Source organism: Pedobacter suwonensis, from assembly GCF_007833675.1.
Taxonomy (GTDB): domain Bacteria; phylum Bacteroidota; class Bacteroidia; order Sphingobacteriales; family Sphingobacteriaceae; genus Pedobacter; species Pedobacter suwonensis.
On the sequence record NZ_CP031708.1, the window covers coordinates 2,671,663 to 2,686,702 of the forward strand.

Genomic DNA, 15,040 nt, shown 5'->3' on the forward strand with positions numbered 1-15,040 from the left:
CGAAAACCTCTGCGTACTTTGCGGTTAGTAGCGGCATGACAATAATTTACATTCATCTGAATGCCATACTACTCAAAGACGTTATATTTGTATTATGGATATTCAAACGATTTTAGTCTTTTTACTTTTTGCGGTAGCATTAGTATATGTTGGCCGTTTGGTTTTTAAATCTTTGCAGGTAAAAAAAGATGGATGTGGTGGTAATTGCAAATGTGGAGTGGATTTTTCCGATATTAAGCCCGTAAAAAAATAATACCTCACCTCTATGATTCGTCAGTTTCAAAAATACTTACAGGAAAAAATAGAAATAACTGATGAACAGTTCGAAAGCATATCGTCTGTTTTAAAAATTAAAAAATTCGAGAAAAACGAAATCGTTCAATATACAGGCGATAATTTTAAACATGGATATTTTGTAGGCAAAGGTTTATTACGTGCCTATTCAATTGATGCGAAAGGTAAAGAACACATCCTTCAGTTCGCACCCGAAAACTGGCTGGTATCAGACCGCAATAACATGAATAACGAGCCCTCTATATTTTTCATCGATGCCATAGAAGCAACTGAAGCCGTTTTAATGCCCAACAATTTCATGGAAGAAGCAGCCAGGCAAGTACCATGCTTGCAGCCCATGCAAATTAAACTACTGAATAATTCGATCCGCTTTATGCAGAAGCGCATTAATATGCTACTTAGCGCAACCGCTGAAGAAAGATACCTCGATTTCATTAAACTTTATCCCAACCTTACGCTCCGCGTACCACAGTGGATGATTGCATCTTATCTGGGCATTACCCCCGAATCCTTAAGTCGCGTAAGGAAGGAACTGGCGAACAAACATTTCAGACCGTAGACAATTTTGAACGAGTGGATGGTGAATGAGTGAATGCTTTAATTAAATTTAGGCCGCTAACCCTTCAACATTATCTCCAATCCACCTATCATTTAATCATTTCCAATTACTTACCATACATCAATATGCAGTAAAAACCTATGTTATACTTTTGTGTTGTTAATATTAAAAACCTCAAAAACAAAAGATATGGCAACTACAAAATGGACATTAGATCCAACCCACAGCGAATTACAATTTAAAGTAAAACACTTAATGATTACTACTGTAACCGGTAGTTTAAAATCTTTCTCAGCAGAATTATTGTCTGAAGGTGATGAGTTCGAAAATGCGGAGATTTCTTTCAAAGGTGATATCGGTTCGCTTGATACCGGAAACACTGATCGCGACAACCATTTAAAAGGTGCTGATTTTTTCGACGCTGAAAAATTTGCCCACGTTGAATTTAAATCCAGTTCCGTAGAAAAAGATGGCAGCGATTATATCGTTAAAGGCGATTTAACTATTAAGGGCGAAACCAAACCCGTAAAATTAACTGCAGAATTTGGTGGCATTGCTACCGACCCATGGGGCAATACCAAAGCAGGTTTTACCTTAAGTGGAAAAATTAACCGCTCTGATTTTGGTTTAACCTGGAATGCTGCATTGGAAACCGGTGGTGTAATGGTAAGTGAAGAAGTGCGCATTTTAGGTGAATTACAGTTTGTGAAAAGTGTATAAGCGATAGGCGCTTGGCGATTAGCGTAATTCCGCAAAACGCCAAACGCATAACTGAAAGGTTCCAATCATGGAAACAAAACAAATAGAAAAAGTACTCAAAGCTCCTGCGCCACACATGGTTGGTGATGGATTTAGGGTACACAATTTTTTTCCAAGCGGTTATCAGATCAATATGAGTCCTTTTTTCCTAATGGATTATGGCTCGAAGATCGAATTCTCGGCTAGGAAAGACCCACGGGGGGTTGGCGTTCATCCGCATCGTGGTTTCGAAACCGTAACAATTGCCTATCATGGTGCGGTTGCACATCATGATAGCTATGGAAACAGCGGGGTAATTTATCCTGGTGATGTACAATGGATGACTGCAGCAAGCGGTGTTTTACATAAAGAATACCACGAAACCAATTACAGCTTAGCTGGTGGCCCATTTCAAATGGTTCAGCTCTGGGTTAACCTGCCCGCCAAAGATAAAATGGGAAAACCTGGTTATCAAGCCATTAAACAGGCAGACATGGCTCATTTTGACGTACCCGGAGATGGAGGAAAAATTGAAATTATAGCGGGCAATTATGAAGGTATAAAAGGTAATGCAACTACTTTTAGCCCCATAGAACTCTATAATGCCCGCTTAAATAAAGGTGGCCAGGCAACTTTTAATTTTCCCGAGCATTACAACACCGGATTCATGGTAATTGAAGGTTCGATTAAAATAAATGGATCGGAAACAGCTGCGGCAGATCATTTTGTTCGCTTTGGCAACAAAGGCACAATGATTAAAATCGAAGCCCTGGAAAATAGTGTGATTTTAATATTGAGCGGAGCGCCCATAGACGAGCCTATTGCACAATATGGTCCATTTTTAATGAATACCGAGGCTGAGATTCATCAGGCCATCGAAGATTACAATCACGGTAAATTTGGTTATTTAGAGGATTAAGAAGTTTAAATAACTTATATTTTAAGCCGGCATTTTTTGATAAATATGCCGGCTTTTTGCTTTTATATTTTGACCTAATTCCTGCCGATCGAATTATCATCCCTGGTTAGCACTGCAATTTTATTAGGTTGCCAATCGGTGTTAAGTATTCATTTTTAGCTCATTAATAAAAATAGTATCTTAGGGAAAACTAACGATCTTATCTGAAAACGCTTCCCTTCAATCATTCATCCAATCTTCATATTCGTTAGTGACATTTGATTAATAAATCAGAAAAGAAAAATGTCCGGAAAACAAATATTTCAAACTGAGACTAAAACACGCTGGCACGCATTTACCTGGGTAAGCCGTACGTTTTTTGTAGTCTTCATTGTCGCAATCATTTGTGTTGTGTACACACTGTCTTCAGTACAGGCACCTAGTTTGCCATTTATCAATACGAATACACCTTTAACACAAAAACAGTTAGAGAGGTTAAAAAAATCACAACGGTATAAAGATTTTACCATCGAAAAATCAAAGTTGCAAAAAATCAAAAAAGACCGTGAACGCCGTATTTTAACCCATCATGGTAATAATAAGCGCATTAACATGGCTTTTTATGTCAGCTGGGCAGCAAGTAAAGAATCATCTATATCGGATTTAAAACGCAATATCAGCCACCTGGATATGGTTGCTACAGAATCGTTTTTTTTGAATGGCGATTCTATTGTAAACAAAGTTGATACTGCGGCTTTAAATGTGATACATGCCGGTAAAAAATCGGCTCTTGCAGTGGTTTCAAATTACAATAAAGACCATTGGGATGGTGCAGCGGTAAGAAGATTGTTAACTGATCAGCCGGCACAGCAAAAATTGATTTACGACCTCATCGCAATAACCAAAAAATACGGCTATAGTGGAATCAATATAGATTTTGAGGAACTCAACCTTCAAAATAGTGATAGTTTTAACGCCTTCATGAAGAATCTTTATACACAGTTTCACGCTGAAAAACTGATCGTATCTCAGGATATTTCACCAGAAAATGATGATTATAAGCCTGAAATTCTTCAAAAGTATAACGATTACCTTGTGTTAATGGCATATGATCAGCATACCGAACAAAGTAACGCCGGTGATATTTCGCACCAGGAATGGGTAGAGGAAAAACTTGATGACATCTGCAATAAAGTTGATGCTGACAAAGTAATCCTTGCACTGGCTTGCTACGGTTACGATTGGCCAAAAAATAGCATTGGAGAACCGGTTACCTATGAGCAGGCAATGACAAGAGCGGTTACTTATAAAAGCAAGATAAACTACGATCCCGCTTCTGCCAATTTAAACTATACTTACAATGATGGAAGCGGAATTGAACACGAGGTGTATTTTACCGATGCAGCTACCTATTTTAATTTAATCCGCAAAGCTGATGACTGGGATATTGCCGGTGTAGCTTTATGGCGTTTAGGTTCGGAAGATAAACGTTTGTGGTCGTTTATTTCTAACGACTTAAGTTTGGATACGTTAAAGCAAAAACCATTCGACTTACGCAAAATTGCTTCTTTAAATATGGGGGGAATCTCCTATTTGGGCGATGGTGAAATATTAGACCTCATTTCTACTCCTAAACCAGGCAGCGTAAAATTCACTTTAAATAAAGAAGATTTCTCCATTGCCGATCAAAAATATACCAGGCTTCCAGAGCAATACGTGATTAAAAGGTTTGGAGAGGCCGATAAAAAAATTGTTTTAACTTTTGATGATGGCCCCGATCCTGTTTATACACCGCAGGTACTGGATATTTTGAAACGGGAAAAAGTACCTGGCTGTTTCTTTGTAGTCGGCGTGATGGCCGAAAAGAATATGGAGCTGTTAAGGCAGGAGTATAATGATGGCTACGAAATTGGGAATCATACCTTTTTCCATCCTGATATGTCGGCCATCGGCCCTAAAAGGGTGAAATTTGAGCTGAATGCAACCCGCAGGCTAATTGAAGCCGTTACCGGACACAGCACCATTTTGTTCCGTGCACCATTTAATGCCGATGCCGAGCCACAGAACATTTCCGAAATTTTACCGGTTGCACAGAGCCGTAAAGAGAACTACATCAACATTGGAGAATATATCGATCCGGAAGATTGGGAGCCTGGCAAAACTGCCGATCAGATTTTTAACGAGGTGGTAAAACAGCAAAATAACGGCAATATCCTTTTACTGCACGATGCTGGCGGAAACCGCGAAGCTACCGTTGCAGCTTTACCGCGGATCATCAAATTTTTTAAGGCCAAAGGTTACACCTTTACTACCGTTGGCGATTTGATGGGCAAAAAAAGATCAGAGCTTATGCCCGCCGTAAAATCTACTGCAAACAGTGGTTTTTCAGGTTCAGGAGACTACTTTTTCATCAATTTTTTCTATTACGGCAACATCATTTTAAATATTATTTTTTCTGTTGCCATTGTACTAGCTATTTTAAGAGCCCTATTTATCGCCTATTTAGCAATCAGACAGCGAAAAAGAGCAAAACGCAATACCGGTAAACTAGTACAGCATCCTTCAGAAAAAGTAAGCATTATTATTCCGGCCTACAATGAAGAAGTAACTGCAGTTCAAACCATCAATAGTTTGTTAAAAACTACCTACCCTGATTTTGAATTGATTTTTGTTGATGATGGATCAAAAGATAAAACCTTTCAAATGGTGAAAGAACATTTTGGCAGCCATCCCCAGGTGAAGGTTTTCCGTAAAGAGAATGGTGGCAAAGCGTCTGCATTAAACTATGGCATTTCAAAAGCTACTGCTGAATTTGTAATTTGTATTGATGCTGATACCCAATTAAAAAATGATGCGGTAACTGAACTGATGCGCTATTTCTATAGCGATAAAATAGCAGCTGTAGCGGGAACAGTAAAAGTTGGAAATGCCAACAACATCATTACCAAATGGCAATCGATAGAGTACATCACGGCCCAAAACATGGACAGAAGGGCTTTCGATTTGCTAAATACGATTACTGTAGTGCCGGGGGCGATAGGAGCCTTTAGAAAAAAGGTGGTTTTAGAAATTGGTGGTTTTACTGTTGATACCCTTGCAGAGGATTGTGATTTAACCATGCGGATTTTAAAGGCCGGGTATAAAGTTAAAAACTGTGATGCAGCAATTGCCTATACAGAAGCTCCGGAAACGGTAAACATGCTGCTAAAACAACGTTTCCGTTGGAGTTTCGGAGTAATGCAAAGCTTCTGGAAAAACAGAAAAACATTGCTAAACAAAAAATACGGTTATTTTGGGATGGTAGGAATGCCAAATATCCTGATTTATCAAATCATTTTACCATTGTTTTCTCCACTTGCCGATCTCTTTATGCTTATTTCTTTAATTAGCGGTCTGTTTTCATTAAGCGCTATTAATAATTTAACACTAACCGGATTTTCAGGAATTTTAAGCCTTCATAACGGTTTTGGCCAGGTACTATTCTATTATATCATCTTCATCTTTGTGGATATGATTTTTGCAGCAATTGCTTTTAAGATGGAGAAAGAAAAGTACACCAATTTACTTTACATTTTCCCTCAGCGTTTTTTCTGGAGACAGTTGATGTATGTGGTATTATTCCGTTCGTTCAGAAAAGCGATTAAAGGTGAGTTGGAAACCTGGGGAACCATAAAAAGAACAGGGAATGTTAAGGAACAGGTAGCGTAACAAAATCCCGGTCTAAAAAGAAGTCAAGTTTTAATAGCTGGTGCGCTGTAAACTTGACTTCTTCAGTTATAACCAGAAAAGATTTTTTTACTTCTCAATTAAGCAAACGGCATAAGAAACAACGCCCTCTTCCCTACCAACAAAGCCCATCTGCTCATTGGTGGTTGCTTTTATCGAGATATCTTCCGTAGAAATTCCCGTTGCATCAGCAATGTTTTGTTGCATAGCGGGAATATGGGGGTTAATTTTTGGTGCTTCTAAACAAAGCATGGCATCGATATTTCCGATCCGCCAGCCTTTTTCAGCCAGTAGTTTTACGGTTTCTTTCAGCAGGATTAAACTGCTGATGCCTTTCCATCTATCATCTGTGTTCTTAAAATGAAAACCGATATCACGAAGGTTAGCAGCACCTAAAAGCGCATCGCAAATGGCATGAAGTAAAACATCTGCATCCGAATGTCCAAAAGCACCCTTATGGTGATCTAAGGTAACACCACCAACAACAAAGGGATGTTGATCTTTTAACTGATGTACATCAAATCCGAAACCTACTCTAATTTTCATGTTTATTTTGCTTTAATCTTATTTATCTTTTGCTTTATCTTTGCCAAAGTTAAACAATAGACCAAAACGTAGGGTATTTGCAAGCGGACTAGTCTGTGCATTTGCAATTAAATAAGAGAAATCGATATTAAAAACATTGTATTTTAACCCCAGCCCTAAGGTAAAATACCGGCTGTCACCTTTCATCGGGCTCTGATAGTTATAACCTGCCCTAACCGCAAACTGTTGATTATACCAGTATTCGAGACCTGTCGAAATCCCCACTTCCTTTAATTCTTCACTAAAACCACCTGGTGCATCGCTAAATGAACCAAAAATTCCGGCAGGTACCGAGCGGTTTGGATCTTTTCCGCTTACAATGTTGTTGTTTGAATCGTATATAGGTTGTGTGGGTACCAGTAATTTGTTAAAATCAAGCGCAAAGGTTAGCGTACTAAAATCATCTACCGTAAATGTAGATGCGCCGCCAATTTTAAAATTAGTAGGTAAAAAGAAATTTTCTCCACCATCTGAATAACTCATCTTTGTTCCGATATTGGATATATTGGCTCCGGCAGAAAGCACGGCCTGCCTCCCAAATAATATGGTGGCTGTTTTATATAAGCCAGAAACATCAACTGCTATAGCATTCCCACTGCGCACCTGTCCGGAAGAAGAAAACTGACCGGAAGCCAAATTCGAGTAAATATACCTTAACGAAGTTCCCAGCGAAAACTCCTTACCAAAATTACGCGCGAAAGAAACATCAAAAGCGAGTTCGTTGGGATTGGCGATCCCAAGATCCTGTTGGTTAATATCGGTAAGCTGAATAGACCCCAACGAAAAATATCTTAAAGATGCACCAATGGTATTGCGATCGTCAAGCTTGTAAAAGCCGCTTAAATAAGCAAGATTAATATCTGGCACCAAACTTTTTAACCATGGGCTGTAAGACACAGCAAATCCGTAGGGTTTATCCAGAAAAGCAAGTTTAGAAGCATTGATACTGGATGAATTTACATCACCTGCTACGGCTACGCCGGCATTACCCATTGCACCAGCACGGGCATCGGGAGTAATGAGCAGAAATGGAACTGCTGTTACAATGTTGTTTGCTTCACCACCGTTTGTTTGGGTATTACCTATGGTTACCTGAGCATTTGTTTTACCAAACACCAATGCCATTGAGAGTGCAGAAAAAGCAAGTTTACTAATGTACTTGAAATTCATCCTTTTAAAGGTACGTAATTTTAGATTTTGGTATTGAATAATCACTGGAGAATATATCAGTAACGTAAAACCAAAACTTATATTTCACCAAAATACGAATTCTATGGTTATTTACTAATTAAACATACGATTTTTACATATGGGTGGTAGTCATTAAACTGTAAGTATAAAACCAATAAGCACTTAGCAAAATGACAAGTTATCAGTCGTTTCAAAGAATATCCTCATCAAACCAGCTTTACAGTTGAAAAGTCAAAAACTAAATATGGCCTATTTCAGTATGTATTTAAACATTAATTTATTTGTGATGTTTATCATAAGTTGCTTCAATCGTATCTTGTATTCATGATCAATATATAATATGATAAACTTTATACAACTTATAAAGGCATGTAAAGTTACCAGCCAATAATTTTATCTTGCTTATTTATAATTATTTAACGATAATTTCGTTTAAAAGAAATACATAGCCATAAATTTAAAGTAACGCGTTATTCGATCAAAAAATATTAGCTATTTTTATTCCTACATTATTTATATATTCAGTTAAAATTTGTTTAATTTTATCGGTTAAAAGGCCATTAGGTTATATCCAGTCGCTTCTTATGAAAAAACTAATACTATATTCTTTTACCTGTTTGTCATTAGCCGTCGTCCTTTCGGGTTGTAGCTCAAAAAGCGCGAGTTCCAGCAAAACAGGCATTCCTTATGCAAATAGGAAAAGCAAAAACAACCAATCTGGTGCTTTTGCGGTAGCTACCCAATATAAAAGGGCACCAGGCCCTGGTTTAATTCCGATTGAGGGCGGGGTTTTAGTTGTTGGCGGTAGTGCCATTGAAGTACCAGGTGTTGAGCCCAATATCTATAATTATAAAAGACAGGTAACCGTACCATCTTTTTATATGGATGAAACTGAGGTATCAAATACGGACTGGTTAGAATACCTTCACTGGATCAGGTACAATTATCCTGAAGATCAAGAGTATTATTATAATGCGCTTCCTGACACCTTAGTTTGGCGCCAGGCATTATCTTATAATGAACCTTATGTAGATAACTATTTAAGACACCCTGCTTACCGTGATTATCCTGTAGTGGGTGTTTCCTGGGAACAGGCTTCACGTTATTGTGAATGGAGAACTTCAAGAGCGAACGAATTTATTTTACGTGAAAAAGGAATCTTAACTGATTATAAAACGCTTGCCGGCAACGGAAAAGCTAAAGCTGGCGACCCTGCAACACCCAGACCCGATAAACCTTTCAATACAGATGCCTATTTAAATGGCCAGTATGATGATAAAGGCAGAAATGCGTTTATTGATTATAATACTAAAGCTGGTGCTACCACAACCACAGCTGGTGGAACGGCAGGAGGTACAGGTAAAAATAACCAGCCAAGGAGAACTGCTACCTTAGAAGATGGGGTAATTATGCAGCCGTACCGCCTACCAACTGAGGCTGAGTGGGAATATGCTGCTTTGGGTTTGATCGGTAATACGGAATATGAGAATATCAATCAGAATAAAATTTACCCATGGAATGGCTTAGGTGTTAGTTCTGCCAAAAAGAAAACCAGAGGTATGATTCAGGCGAACTTTAAAAGAGCGCCTGGAGATTATATGGGGGTTGGCGGTTCATTGAACGATAAAGGAGATTTAACAGTTCCGGTTATTCAATACGCGCCAAACGACTTCGGCTTATATAATATGGCAGGAAACGTAAACGAGTGGGTAAATGATGTTTACAGAACCGGTACTTTTACTGATGCTGACGCATTTAACCCTTACCGTGGTAACTATTTTACCAACAAAAAGTTAGCAGACCCACAAAGTGGAAAAATTGCGTTGGATAAATATGGTAATCCGATTAAAGAAAATGCCTATTCCGGAAGAAAACAAACCTGGGCCGAAAAACAGGCACAAGCGAAACGTGCTGATTCGATTTCCAAATCGACTGATCCACAATCGCCGGTAGCTTCAACCAGTTATCAGGCCGATCAAAGAGGCTATCGCGACAGACAAAATACGTTGTTAAATGAGGAAGGTGTAACACTGGTAAACGATAAATCAAGAGTGTATAAAGGTGGTTCATGGAATGATATGGCTTACTGGTTAAACCCTGCAACGCGTCGTTTTATGCAACAAGATGAATCATCGGCTGAAGTAGGTTTCCGTTGTGCCATGACCATGCTGGGTGCACCAGAAATTAGTACTGCAGGCAAAAGAAGTTTCAAAAACCCTCCACAAAAGCCTTACAGGGTGAGTAGAGGTAGATAAAAAAGAAAAGTCCCGACACCAGATCGGGACTTTTTTATGGGGCATATTTTTTAGACAAGTCATTAACTGCCGTAATTGGCCTTTCGATTGAAACTCAGTGAAATGGAGAGATCTATCTACTCAAGAGAAACGGCCCTGAAATAAATTACCTTCGGTTAGCTCGCTAATGCTCGGTTCAGGGTGACGACACCAACAAATAGCTTAGCGTGAACGAGCCTAACTATTTAAACTGTACCAAAATCTGATTTTTCTCTACTTTATCCCCCTGCTTAACCAAGATCTTTTTAAGCACCCCATCGGTTGATGATTTTAAAATGTTCTCCATTTTCATCGCTTCCAACACCAGAAGGTTATCTCCTTTTTTAACCTCGGCATTTTCGTTAACCAAAACCTTTAATACTAAACCAGGCATAGGGGCTTTAATCTCAGAAACTTTATTAGTGGTCAAATTATCCAGACCAAGTTGCTTTAGTAAAACATCAAACTGATCTTCAATACTGATCTGATAAATATTTCCATTTACCTTTATTTTACAGGTTTTTTCACTTTTGTTGATGTCAACAAGTTCCGTACTGAAAGACCTGTTTTGGTATAACACGTGTGTATTGCCCTGGCCGATTGTACTTAGATCGAGCTGAATCTGCTCTCCATTCACTAAAAAAGATGAATCCTTGTTCTCAACCTCAAATAAAAACTGCTCGTTTACTTTTACTTTATACATGGATTATTGTGTTAAAGCATACTGTACTAAATTTGCACCCATTTTTAACGCTTTGGTTCGTGTTTCCTGCGTATCTTCAGGATAAGCACCAAAGTCTTCCCAGCCGTTCCCTAAATCGCATTCATAGGTATAATAACAAACTATCCTACCCTTGTAAATTAGAGCAAATCCTTGCGGGCGTTTATTATCGTGCTCATGAATTTTGGGTAAGCCTCCGGGAAATTTAAACTTTTGATTATAAATAGCATGGTTAGCTGGCAACTCTACAAAATTAAGTTCAGGAAATACCCTTTTCATTTGCGGCCTTATAAATTTATCCAGGCCATAATTATCGTCTATATGAAGAAAACCGCCACCTGTAAGGTATTGCCTCAAGTTTCTGATTTCCTGATCGCTGAAAACAACATTTCCATGTCCGGTCATGTAAATAAACGGATAATTGAAAATCTCTCTCGATCCTGCTTCTACTATACTTTCTTCAGGATAAAAGTTAGTTTTCAAATTGGCATTACAATAGGCAATTAAATTGGGTAAAGCTGTTCTGTCTGCATACCAATCGCCGCCGCCATCATACTTTAATTTAGCCATACGGTAAGTGGGCGGAATAAAAGCAGTAAGGCCTAAGCTTATGGCTAAAAGACTAAAGCTTAAAGTTAAAAACTTTACACCTTTTGAAAACTGAAAATTGAAAACTGAAAACTTCAAACTGACTATCGGTTAAGGTAATTGATTTCAAAACAAACAGATAAAGCGGCAGTTTCTGTGCGCAACCTGTTATCACCTAAAGTTAATGCTTTAAAGCCTTTGTTCAAAGCTAAATCAACTTCATTTGGTGTGAAATCCCCTTCAGGACCAATAAGAATTAAATACTTTTGATGCGGAGCAACCAGTTTGGATATATATTGTTTTTCTCCCTTATCGATACAATGCGCAATTAACCTATTGCCATCAAAAGGTTCCCTTAAAAAAGCTTCAAAAGAGATGGCATCATTTAATTTAGGATGATAAGCTTTAATAGATTGTTTTACGGCAGATGTAATGACTTTATTAAGCCGATCTTCCTTAACTACCCTTCGCTCCGACCGATCAGTGATAACAGGTGTAATTTCATCAATGCCCAACTCTGTAGCTTTTTCTAAAAACCATTCTATCCGATCGATATTTTTAGTTGGTGCAACAGCTATATGCAAATAATGGTTTCTTTTATGAAATTCCGTTTCTACCTTTAAAACAGACAAAGAAACCTTCTTTGGATTATCGGAGGCAATTTCAGCAGTATAAAAGCCACCTTTCCCGTCTACTAAATTAACAACATCTCCAATGGTTAGCCTAAGCACCCTAACACAGTGTTTGCTCTCTTCCTCGTTTAGCGTATAAGAATTTTGGGTGATATCCGGTGTATAAAAAATATGCATTGTTGAAATTAATGATTATCAACCATATCTTCTTTATTGATTACCAGTTCTAATTTAATGGTTTCGATATTTTGCTCTGTCTTTTTTAAGATGGTAAACAGGTAACCATATGATTCGTTGCTTTCACCCACCTCCGGAATACGTTCGAAAATATGGGAAACCAATCCGCCAATAGTATCGAAATCTTCATCCTCTGGTAAATCGTGAGGTAGATATTCGTTCACATCATACACGGTGGCAAATGCATTTACGATAAATTCATTATCAGAAACCTTTTCTACCAATGGTTTTTCTTCATCGTATTCATCTTGTATTTCTCCTACCAGCTCTTCTACAATATCCTCTAAGGTAACCATACCCGCTGTACCTCCAAACTCATCTAATACAATCGCAATCTGTATGCGATTACTTTGCAGCTCGCTCATCAGATCGTTAATTTTTTTGGTTTCGGTAACGAAATATGGTTTTCTGATGATATCTTTTAATGTCCAGTGCTGGTTACCTGCTGCAACTAAAGGTAAAATATCTTTCGCATGGATAATTCCAACAATCTTATCCATAATATCATCGTAAACAGGCAAACGCGAATATCCTTCCTTAATAATCGTATCTATCACTTCTTCTTTTGGGGAAGTTAGCTCAATACCAGAGATTTTCGTTCGTGGTACCATGATGTTCTTTACCACACGCTCATTAAAATCAAATACATTTTTAATCAGCTCATGTTCGTTATTATCCAATGCACCGCTTTCTTTGCCCTGATCAAGCAGATACTGTAACTCTTCGGTACTGTGGATTGACTCGTGACCAGCAGATGTGTCAATGCCAAATGGTTTAAGAATAATGGCAGCAAGACTGTTCAGTGTCCAAATGAAAGGTTTAAATACCACGTAAAATAGCTGCAGCGGTACAGAGACGAAAAGCGTTGTGGCTACAGGCCTTTGGATAGCGAAAGATTTCGGTGCCAATTCTCCAAAGACGATATGCATGATTGTGATGAGCGAAAAGGCTACAATTGTAGATGCAGTGTGAATAGAAGCATCGCTTAAACCCCATTCTAAACTATCGAAGAGATTCTTAAAAATGGTATGCATAACGCCTTCACCTACCCAACCTAAGCCAAGTGATGCAAGCGTTATACCTAGCTGTGTGGCGGCTAAATATCCGTCGAGATTATGGATAATCCCTTTGGCCATTTTGCCAACCCGACTGCCTGTTTTTGCTTTAATTTCAATCTGTGATGCCCTAACCTTTACAATTGCAAACTCTGCTGCAACAAAAAATCCGTTAAGCAACACCAAAAATAACGCTAGGAATAATCTCCAGCCAACAGCAGTGGTATCAGTTTCCTGTACCGCAGCCAAAACTCCGTTTGTAGGCAGGATTGCACTAAGCTCTAAATTTAAAAACAAACAGACCGTGGGTAAATCCATTATGCTAATTCTCTAAATGTTGTGTTATAAAGTTCTATGCTTTCTTTTATTACTTTATGCGCATAGCGAACACCAAGTAAATGTTCGATAGTTACATTTTTATCTTCTAATGCTTTATAATCCTGAAAGAAACGAACAATTTCTTTCATCTGGTGTGGAGGCAACTCATCTAAATCGTTAATATAATTTACCGACATATCGTGAGCAGCGACAGCTATGATTTTATCATCCTGCTCGCCATTATCTACCATATGCATTACACCAACTACTTTCGCCTCAATCAATGTCATTGGATAGACATCTACTGAACAAAGTACCAAAATATCTAATGGATCTTTATCATCGCAATAGGTTTGCGGAATAAAGCCATAGTTTGCGGGATACATAACAGATGAAAAAAGAACTCTGTCCAACTTAATCAAGCCAGATTCTTTATCTATTTCATATTTCGCTTTCGAGCCCTTAGGAATTTCAATAATTGCGTTTACAATTTCTGGAACATTGTGTCCAGGAGATACGCTATGCCACGCGTGATGATCGTCTTTTGCCATTTTTAATTTAAATCTGTTTTATCCTCTTCAGTGCCACTCACTACTTTACTTTTTACAAAGGTAATTAATAATGGAATAGTTGTAATAAGGATAAAGCCAATAATAATATATAATAAATAATCGTTGATTTCTTTTTCAAATCTTCTGCCTAAAAAATAACCGAGCAAAGTTAAGGAACAGATCCAAAGTACGGCACCCAATATATTATATAAAGCAAATTTTTTAAAATCCAGTTTCACAACTCCTGCAAAAATCGGTGCAAAAGTTCTAACAATAGGTACAAATCTTCCCATTATTAACGCAAAGGCGCCTTGTTTCTGATAATATTCCTTTGCGGCTTTTAAATATCTCTTTTTAAAAAAGAAACTGTCTTTTCTGGTATACAATACCGGACCAGTTTTACGTCCGAACCAATAACCTGTAAAATTTCCGGAAATGGCTGCTACGCATAACCCAGCCAGGAGTACTGCAATGTTTACATCCAGCTTGCCGGTCGCCACAAACATTCCTGCCAAAAACAATAAATAATCACCAGGAAGGAAAAAGCCGAAAAACAGCCCTGTTTCTGCATAGATAACGAATACGACTAAATAGAATCCGCCCTCCCTCAATAATTTCTCGGGATCAAGTAGCTGATGCAGGTTATTCCAAAAATCGTGCATATTCAATTATTC

At 38.2% G+C, this 15,040-nt stretch carries 14 protein-coding genes; 6 read left to right on the top strand and 8 right to left on the bottom strand.

The window, feature by feature from the left end:
• Positions 1-94 precede the first annotated feature (94 nt).
• The 5 genes from DV942_RS10815 (at position 95) to DV942_RS10835 (ending at position 6,197) form a co-directional block, all read left to right on the top strand.
• Positions 95-253, top strand: coding sequence for a FeoB-associated Cys-rich membrane protein (locus DV942_RS10815; protein ID WP_082458743.1), 159 nt, complete (start codon positions 95-97; stop codon positions 251-253).
• Between the two features lie 12 nt (positions 254-265).
• Complete coding sequence (locus DV942_RS10820; RefSeq protein WP_090984360.1) at positions 266-853, top strand: Crp/Fnr family transcriptional regulator; 588 nt, start codon at positions 266-268, stop codon at positions 851-853.
• A 189-nt stretch (positions 854-1,042) separates the two neighbouring features.
• Positions 1,043-1,573, top strand: a complete 531-nt coding sequence (locus DV942_RS10825) for a YceI family protein (protein WP_145857456.1) — start codon at positions 1,043-1,045, stop codon at positions 1,571-1,573.
• A 67-nt stretch (positions 1,574-1,640) separates the two neighbouring features.
• Positions 1,641-2,510, top strand: a complete 870-nt coding sequence (locus tag DV942_RS10830; RefSeq protein WP_145857457.1) for a pirin family protein — start codon at positions 1,641-1,643, stop codon at positions 2,508-2,510.
• A gap of 282 nt (positions 2,511-2,792) precedes the next feature.
• The gene (locus tag DV942_RS10835) at positions 2,793-6,197 is read left to right on the top strand and encodes a glycosyltransferase (RefSeq protein WP_145857459.1); all 3,405 of its coding nucleotides are present in this window, start codon (positions 2,793-2,795) and stop codon (positions 6,195-6,197) included.
• A gap of 87 nt (positions 6,198-6,284) precedes the next feature.
• On the opposite strand, the gene ispF is transcribed toward DV942_RS10835, so the two are convergent.
• Both ispF and porV read right to left on the bottom strand, forming a co-directional pair.
• Positions 6,285-6,761 (bottom strand): 2-C-methyl-D-erythritol 2,4-cyclodiphosphate synthase, encoded by a 477-nt coding sequence (ispF, locus tag DV942_RS10840; RefSeq protein WP_145857461.1) that lies wholly within the window; start codon positions 6,759-6,761, stop codon positions 6,285-6,287.
• An 18-nt stretch (positions 6,762-6,779) separates the two neighbouring features.
• A complete protein-coding gene (gene porV, locus DV942_RS10845; protein ID WP_145857463.1) occupies positions 6,780-7,970 on the bottom strand; it encodes a type IX secretion system outer membrane channel protein PorV in 1,191 nt (396 codons plus the stop codon).
• A 605-nt stretch (positions 7,971-8,575) separates the two neighbouring features.
• Here porV and DV942_RS10850 point away from each other — a divergent pair.
• Positions 8,576-10,246: an SUMF1/EgtB/PvdO family nonheme iron enzyme gene (locus DV942_RS10850; RefSeq protein ID WP_186462469.1), complete on the top strand. Its 1,671-nt coding sequence runs from the start codon at positions 8,576-8,578 to the stop codon at positions 10,244-10,246.
• 220 nt (positions 10,247-10,466) lie between these two features.
• On the opposite strand, the gene DV942_RS10855 is transcribed toward DV942_RS10850, so the two are convergent.
• The 6 genes from DV942_RS10855 to DV942_RS10880 form a co-directional block, all read right to left on the bottom strand.
• Positions 10,467-10,967, bottom strand: coding sequence for an acetyl-CoA carboxylase biotin carboxyl carrier protein subunit (locus DV942_RS10855; RefSeq protein ID WP_145857465.1), 501 nt, complete (start codon positions 10,965-10,967; stop codon positions 10,467-10,469).
• Between the two features lie 3 nt (positions 10,968-10,970).
• Positions 10,971-11,555, bottom strand: a complete 585-nt coding sequence (locus DV942_RS10860; RefSeq protein WP_186462482.1) for a DUF4159 domain-containing protein — start codon at positions 11,553-11,555, stop codon at positions 10,971-10,973.
• Positions 11,556-11,677: 122 nt separating this feature from the next.
• Entirely contained in the window at positions 11,678-12,382 is a 705-nt protein-coding gene (locus DV942_RS10865) for a 16S rRNA (uracil(1498)-N(3))-methyltransferase (RefSeq protein WP_145857470.1), read from the bottom strand.
• Between the two features lie 8 nt (positions 12,383-12,390).
• Positions 12,391-13,746: a hemolysin family protein gene (locus tag DV942_RS10870; RefSeq protein ID WP_450091373.1), complete on the bottom strand. Its 1,356-nt coding sequence runs from the start codon at positions 13,744-13,746 to the stop codon at positions 12,391-12,393.
• Positions 13,747-13,814: 68 nt separating this feature from the next.
• On the bottom strand, positions 13,815-14,366 hold the full coding sequence (locus DV942_RS10875; RefSeq protein ID WP_025146339.1) for an inorganic diphosphatase: 552 nt from the start codon (positions 14,364-14,366) through the stop codon (positions 13,815-13,817).
• A 2-nt stretch (positions 14,367-14,368) separates the two neighbouring features.
• The gene (locus tag DV942_RS10880) at positions 14,369-15,028 is read right to left on the bottom strand and encodes a DedA family protein (protein ID WP_090984381.1); all 660 of its coding nucleotides are present in this window, start codon (positions 15,026-15,028) and stop codon (positions 14,369-14,371) included.
• Positions 15,029-15,040: the final 12 nt, after the last annotated feature.

What these genes read in the sequence shown, in the direction of transcription:
- DV942_RS10815 (WP_082458743.1), top strand. Translation starts at nt 95, where the DNA reads ATGGATATTCAAACGATTTTAGTCTTTTTACTTTTTGCGGTAGCATTA.
- DV942_RS10820 (WP_090984360.1), top strand. Translation starts at nt 266, where the DNA reads ATGATTCGTCAGTTTCAAAAATACTTACAGGAAAAAATAGAAATAACT.
- DV942_RS10825 (WP_145857456.1), top strand. Translation starts at nt 1,043, where the DNA reads ATGGCAACTACAAAATGGACATTAGATCCAACCCACAGCGAATTACAA.
- DV942_RS10830 (WP_145857457.1), top strand. Translation starts at nt 1,641, where the DNA reads ATGGAAACAAAACAAATAGAAAAAGTACTCAAAGCTCCTGCGCCACAC.
- DV942_RS10835 (WP_145857459.1), top strand. Translation starts at nt 2,793, where the DNA reads ATGTCCGGAAAACAAATATTTCAAACTGAGACTAAAACACGCTGGCAC.
- ispF (WP_145857461.1), bottom strand. Translation starts at nt 6,761, where the DNA reads ATGAAAATTAGAGTAGGTTTCGGATTTGATGTACATCAGTTAAAAGAT.
- porV (WP_145857463.1), bottom strand. Translation starts at nt 7,970, where the DNA reads ATGAATTTCAAGTACATTAGTAAACTTGCTTTTTCTGCACTCTCAATG.
- DV942_RS10850 (WP_186462469.1), top strand. Translation starts at nt 8,576, where the DNA reads ATGAAAAAACTAATACTATATTCTTTTACCTGTTTGTCATTAGCCGTC.
- DV942_RS10855 (WP_145857465.1), bottom strand. Translation starts at nt 10,967, where the DNA reads ATGTATAAAGTAAAAGTAAACGAGCAGTTTTTATTTGAGGTTGAGAAC.
- DV942_RS10860 (WP_186462482.1), bottom strand. Translation starts at nt 11,555, where the DNA reads ATGGCTAAATTAAAGTATGATGGCGGCGGCGATTGGTATGCAGACAGA.
- DV942_RS10865 (WP_145857470.1), bottom strand. Translation starts at nt 12,382, where the DNA reads ATGCATATTTTTTATACACCGGATATCACCCAAAATTCTTATACGCTA.
- DV942_RS10875 (WP_025146339.1), bottom strand. Translation starts at nt 14,366, where the DNA reads ATGGCAAAAGACGATCATCACGCGTGGCATAGCGTATCTCCTGGACAC.
- DV942_RS10880 (WP_090984381.1), bottom strand. Translation starts at nt 15,028, where the DNA reads ATGCACGATTTTTGGAATAACCTGCATCAGCTACTTGATCCCGAGAAA.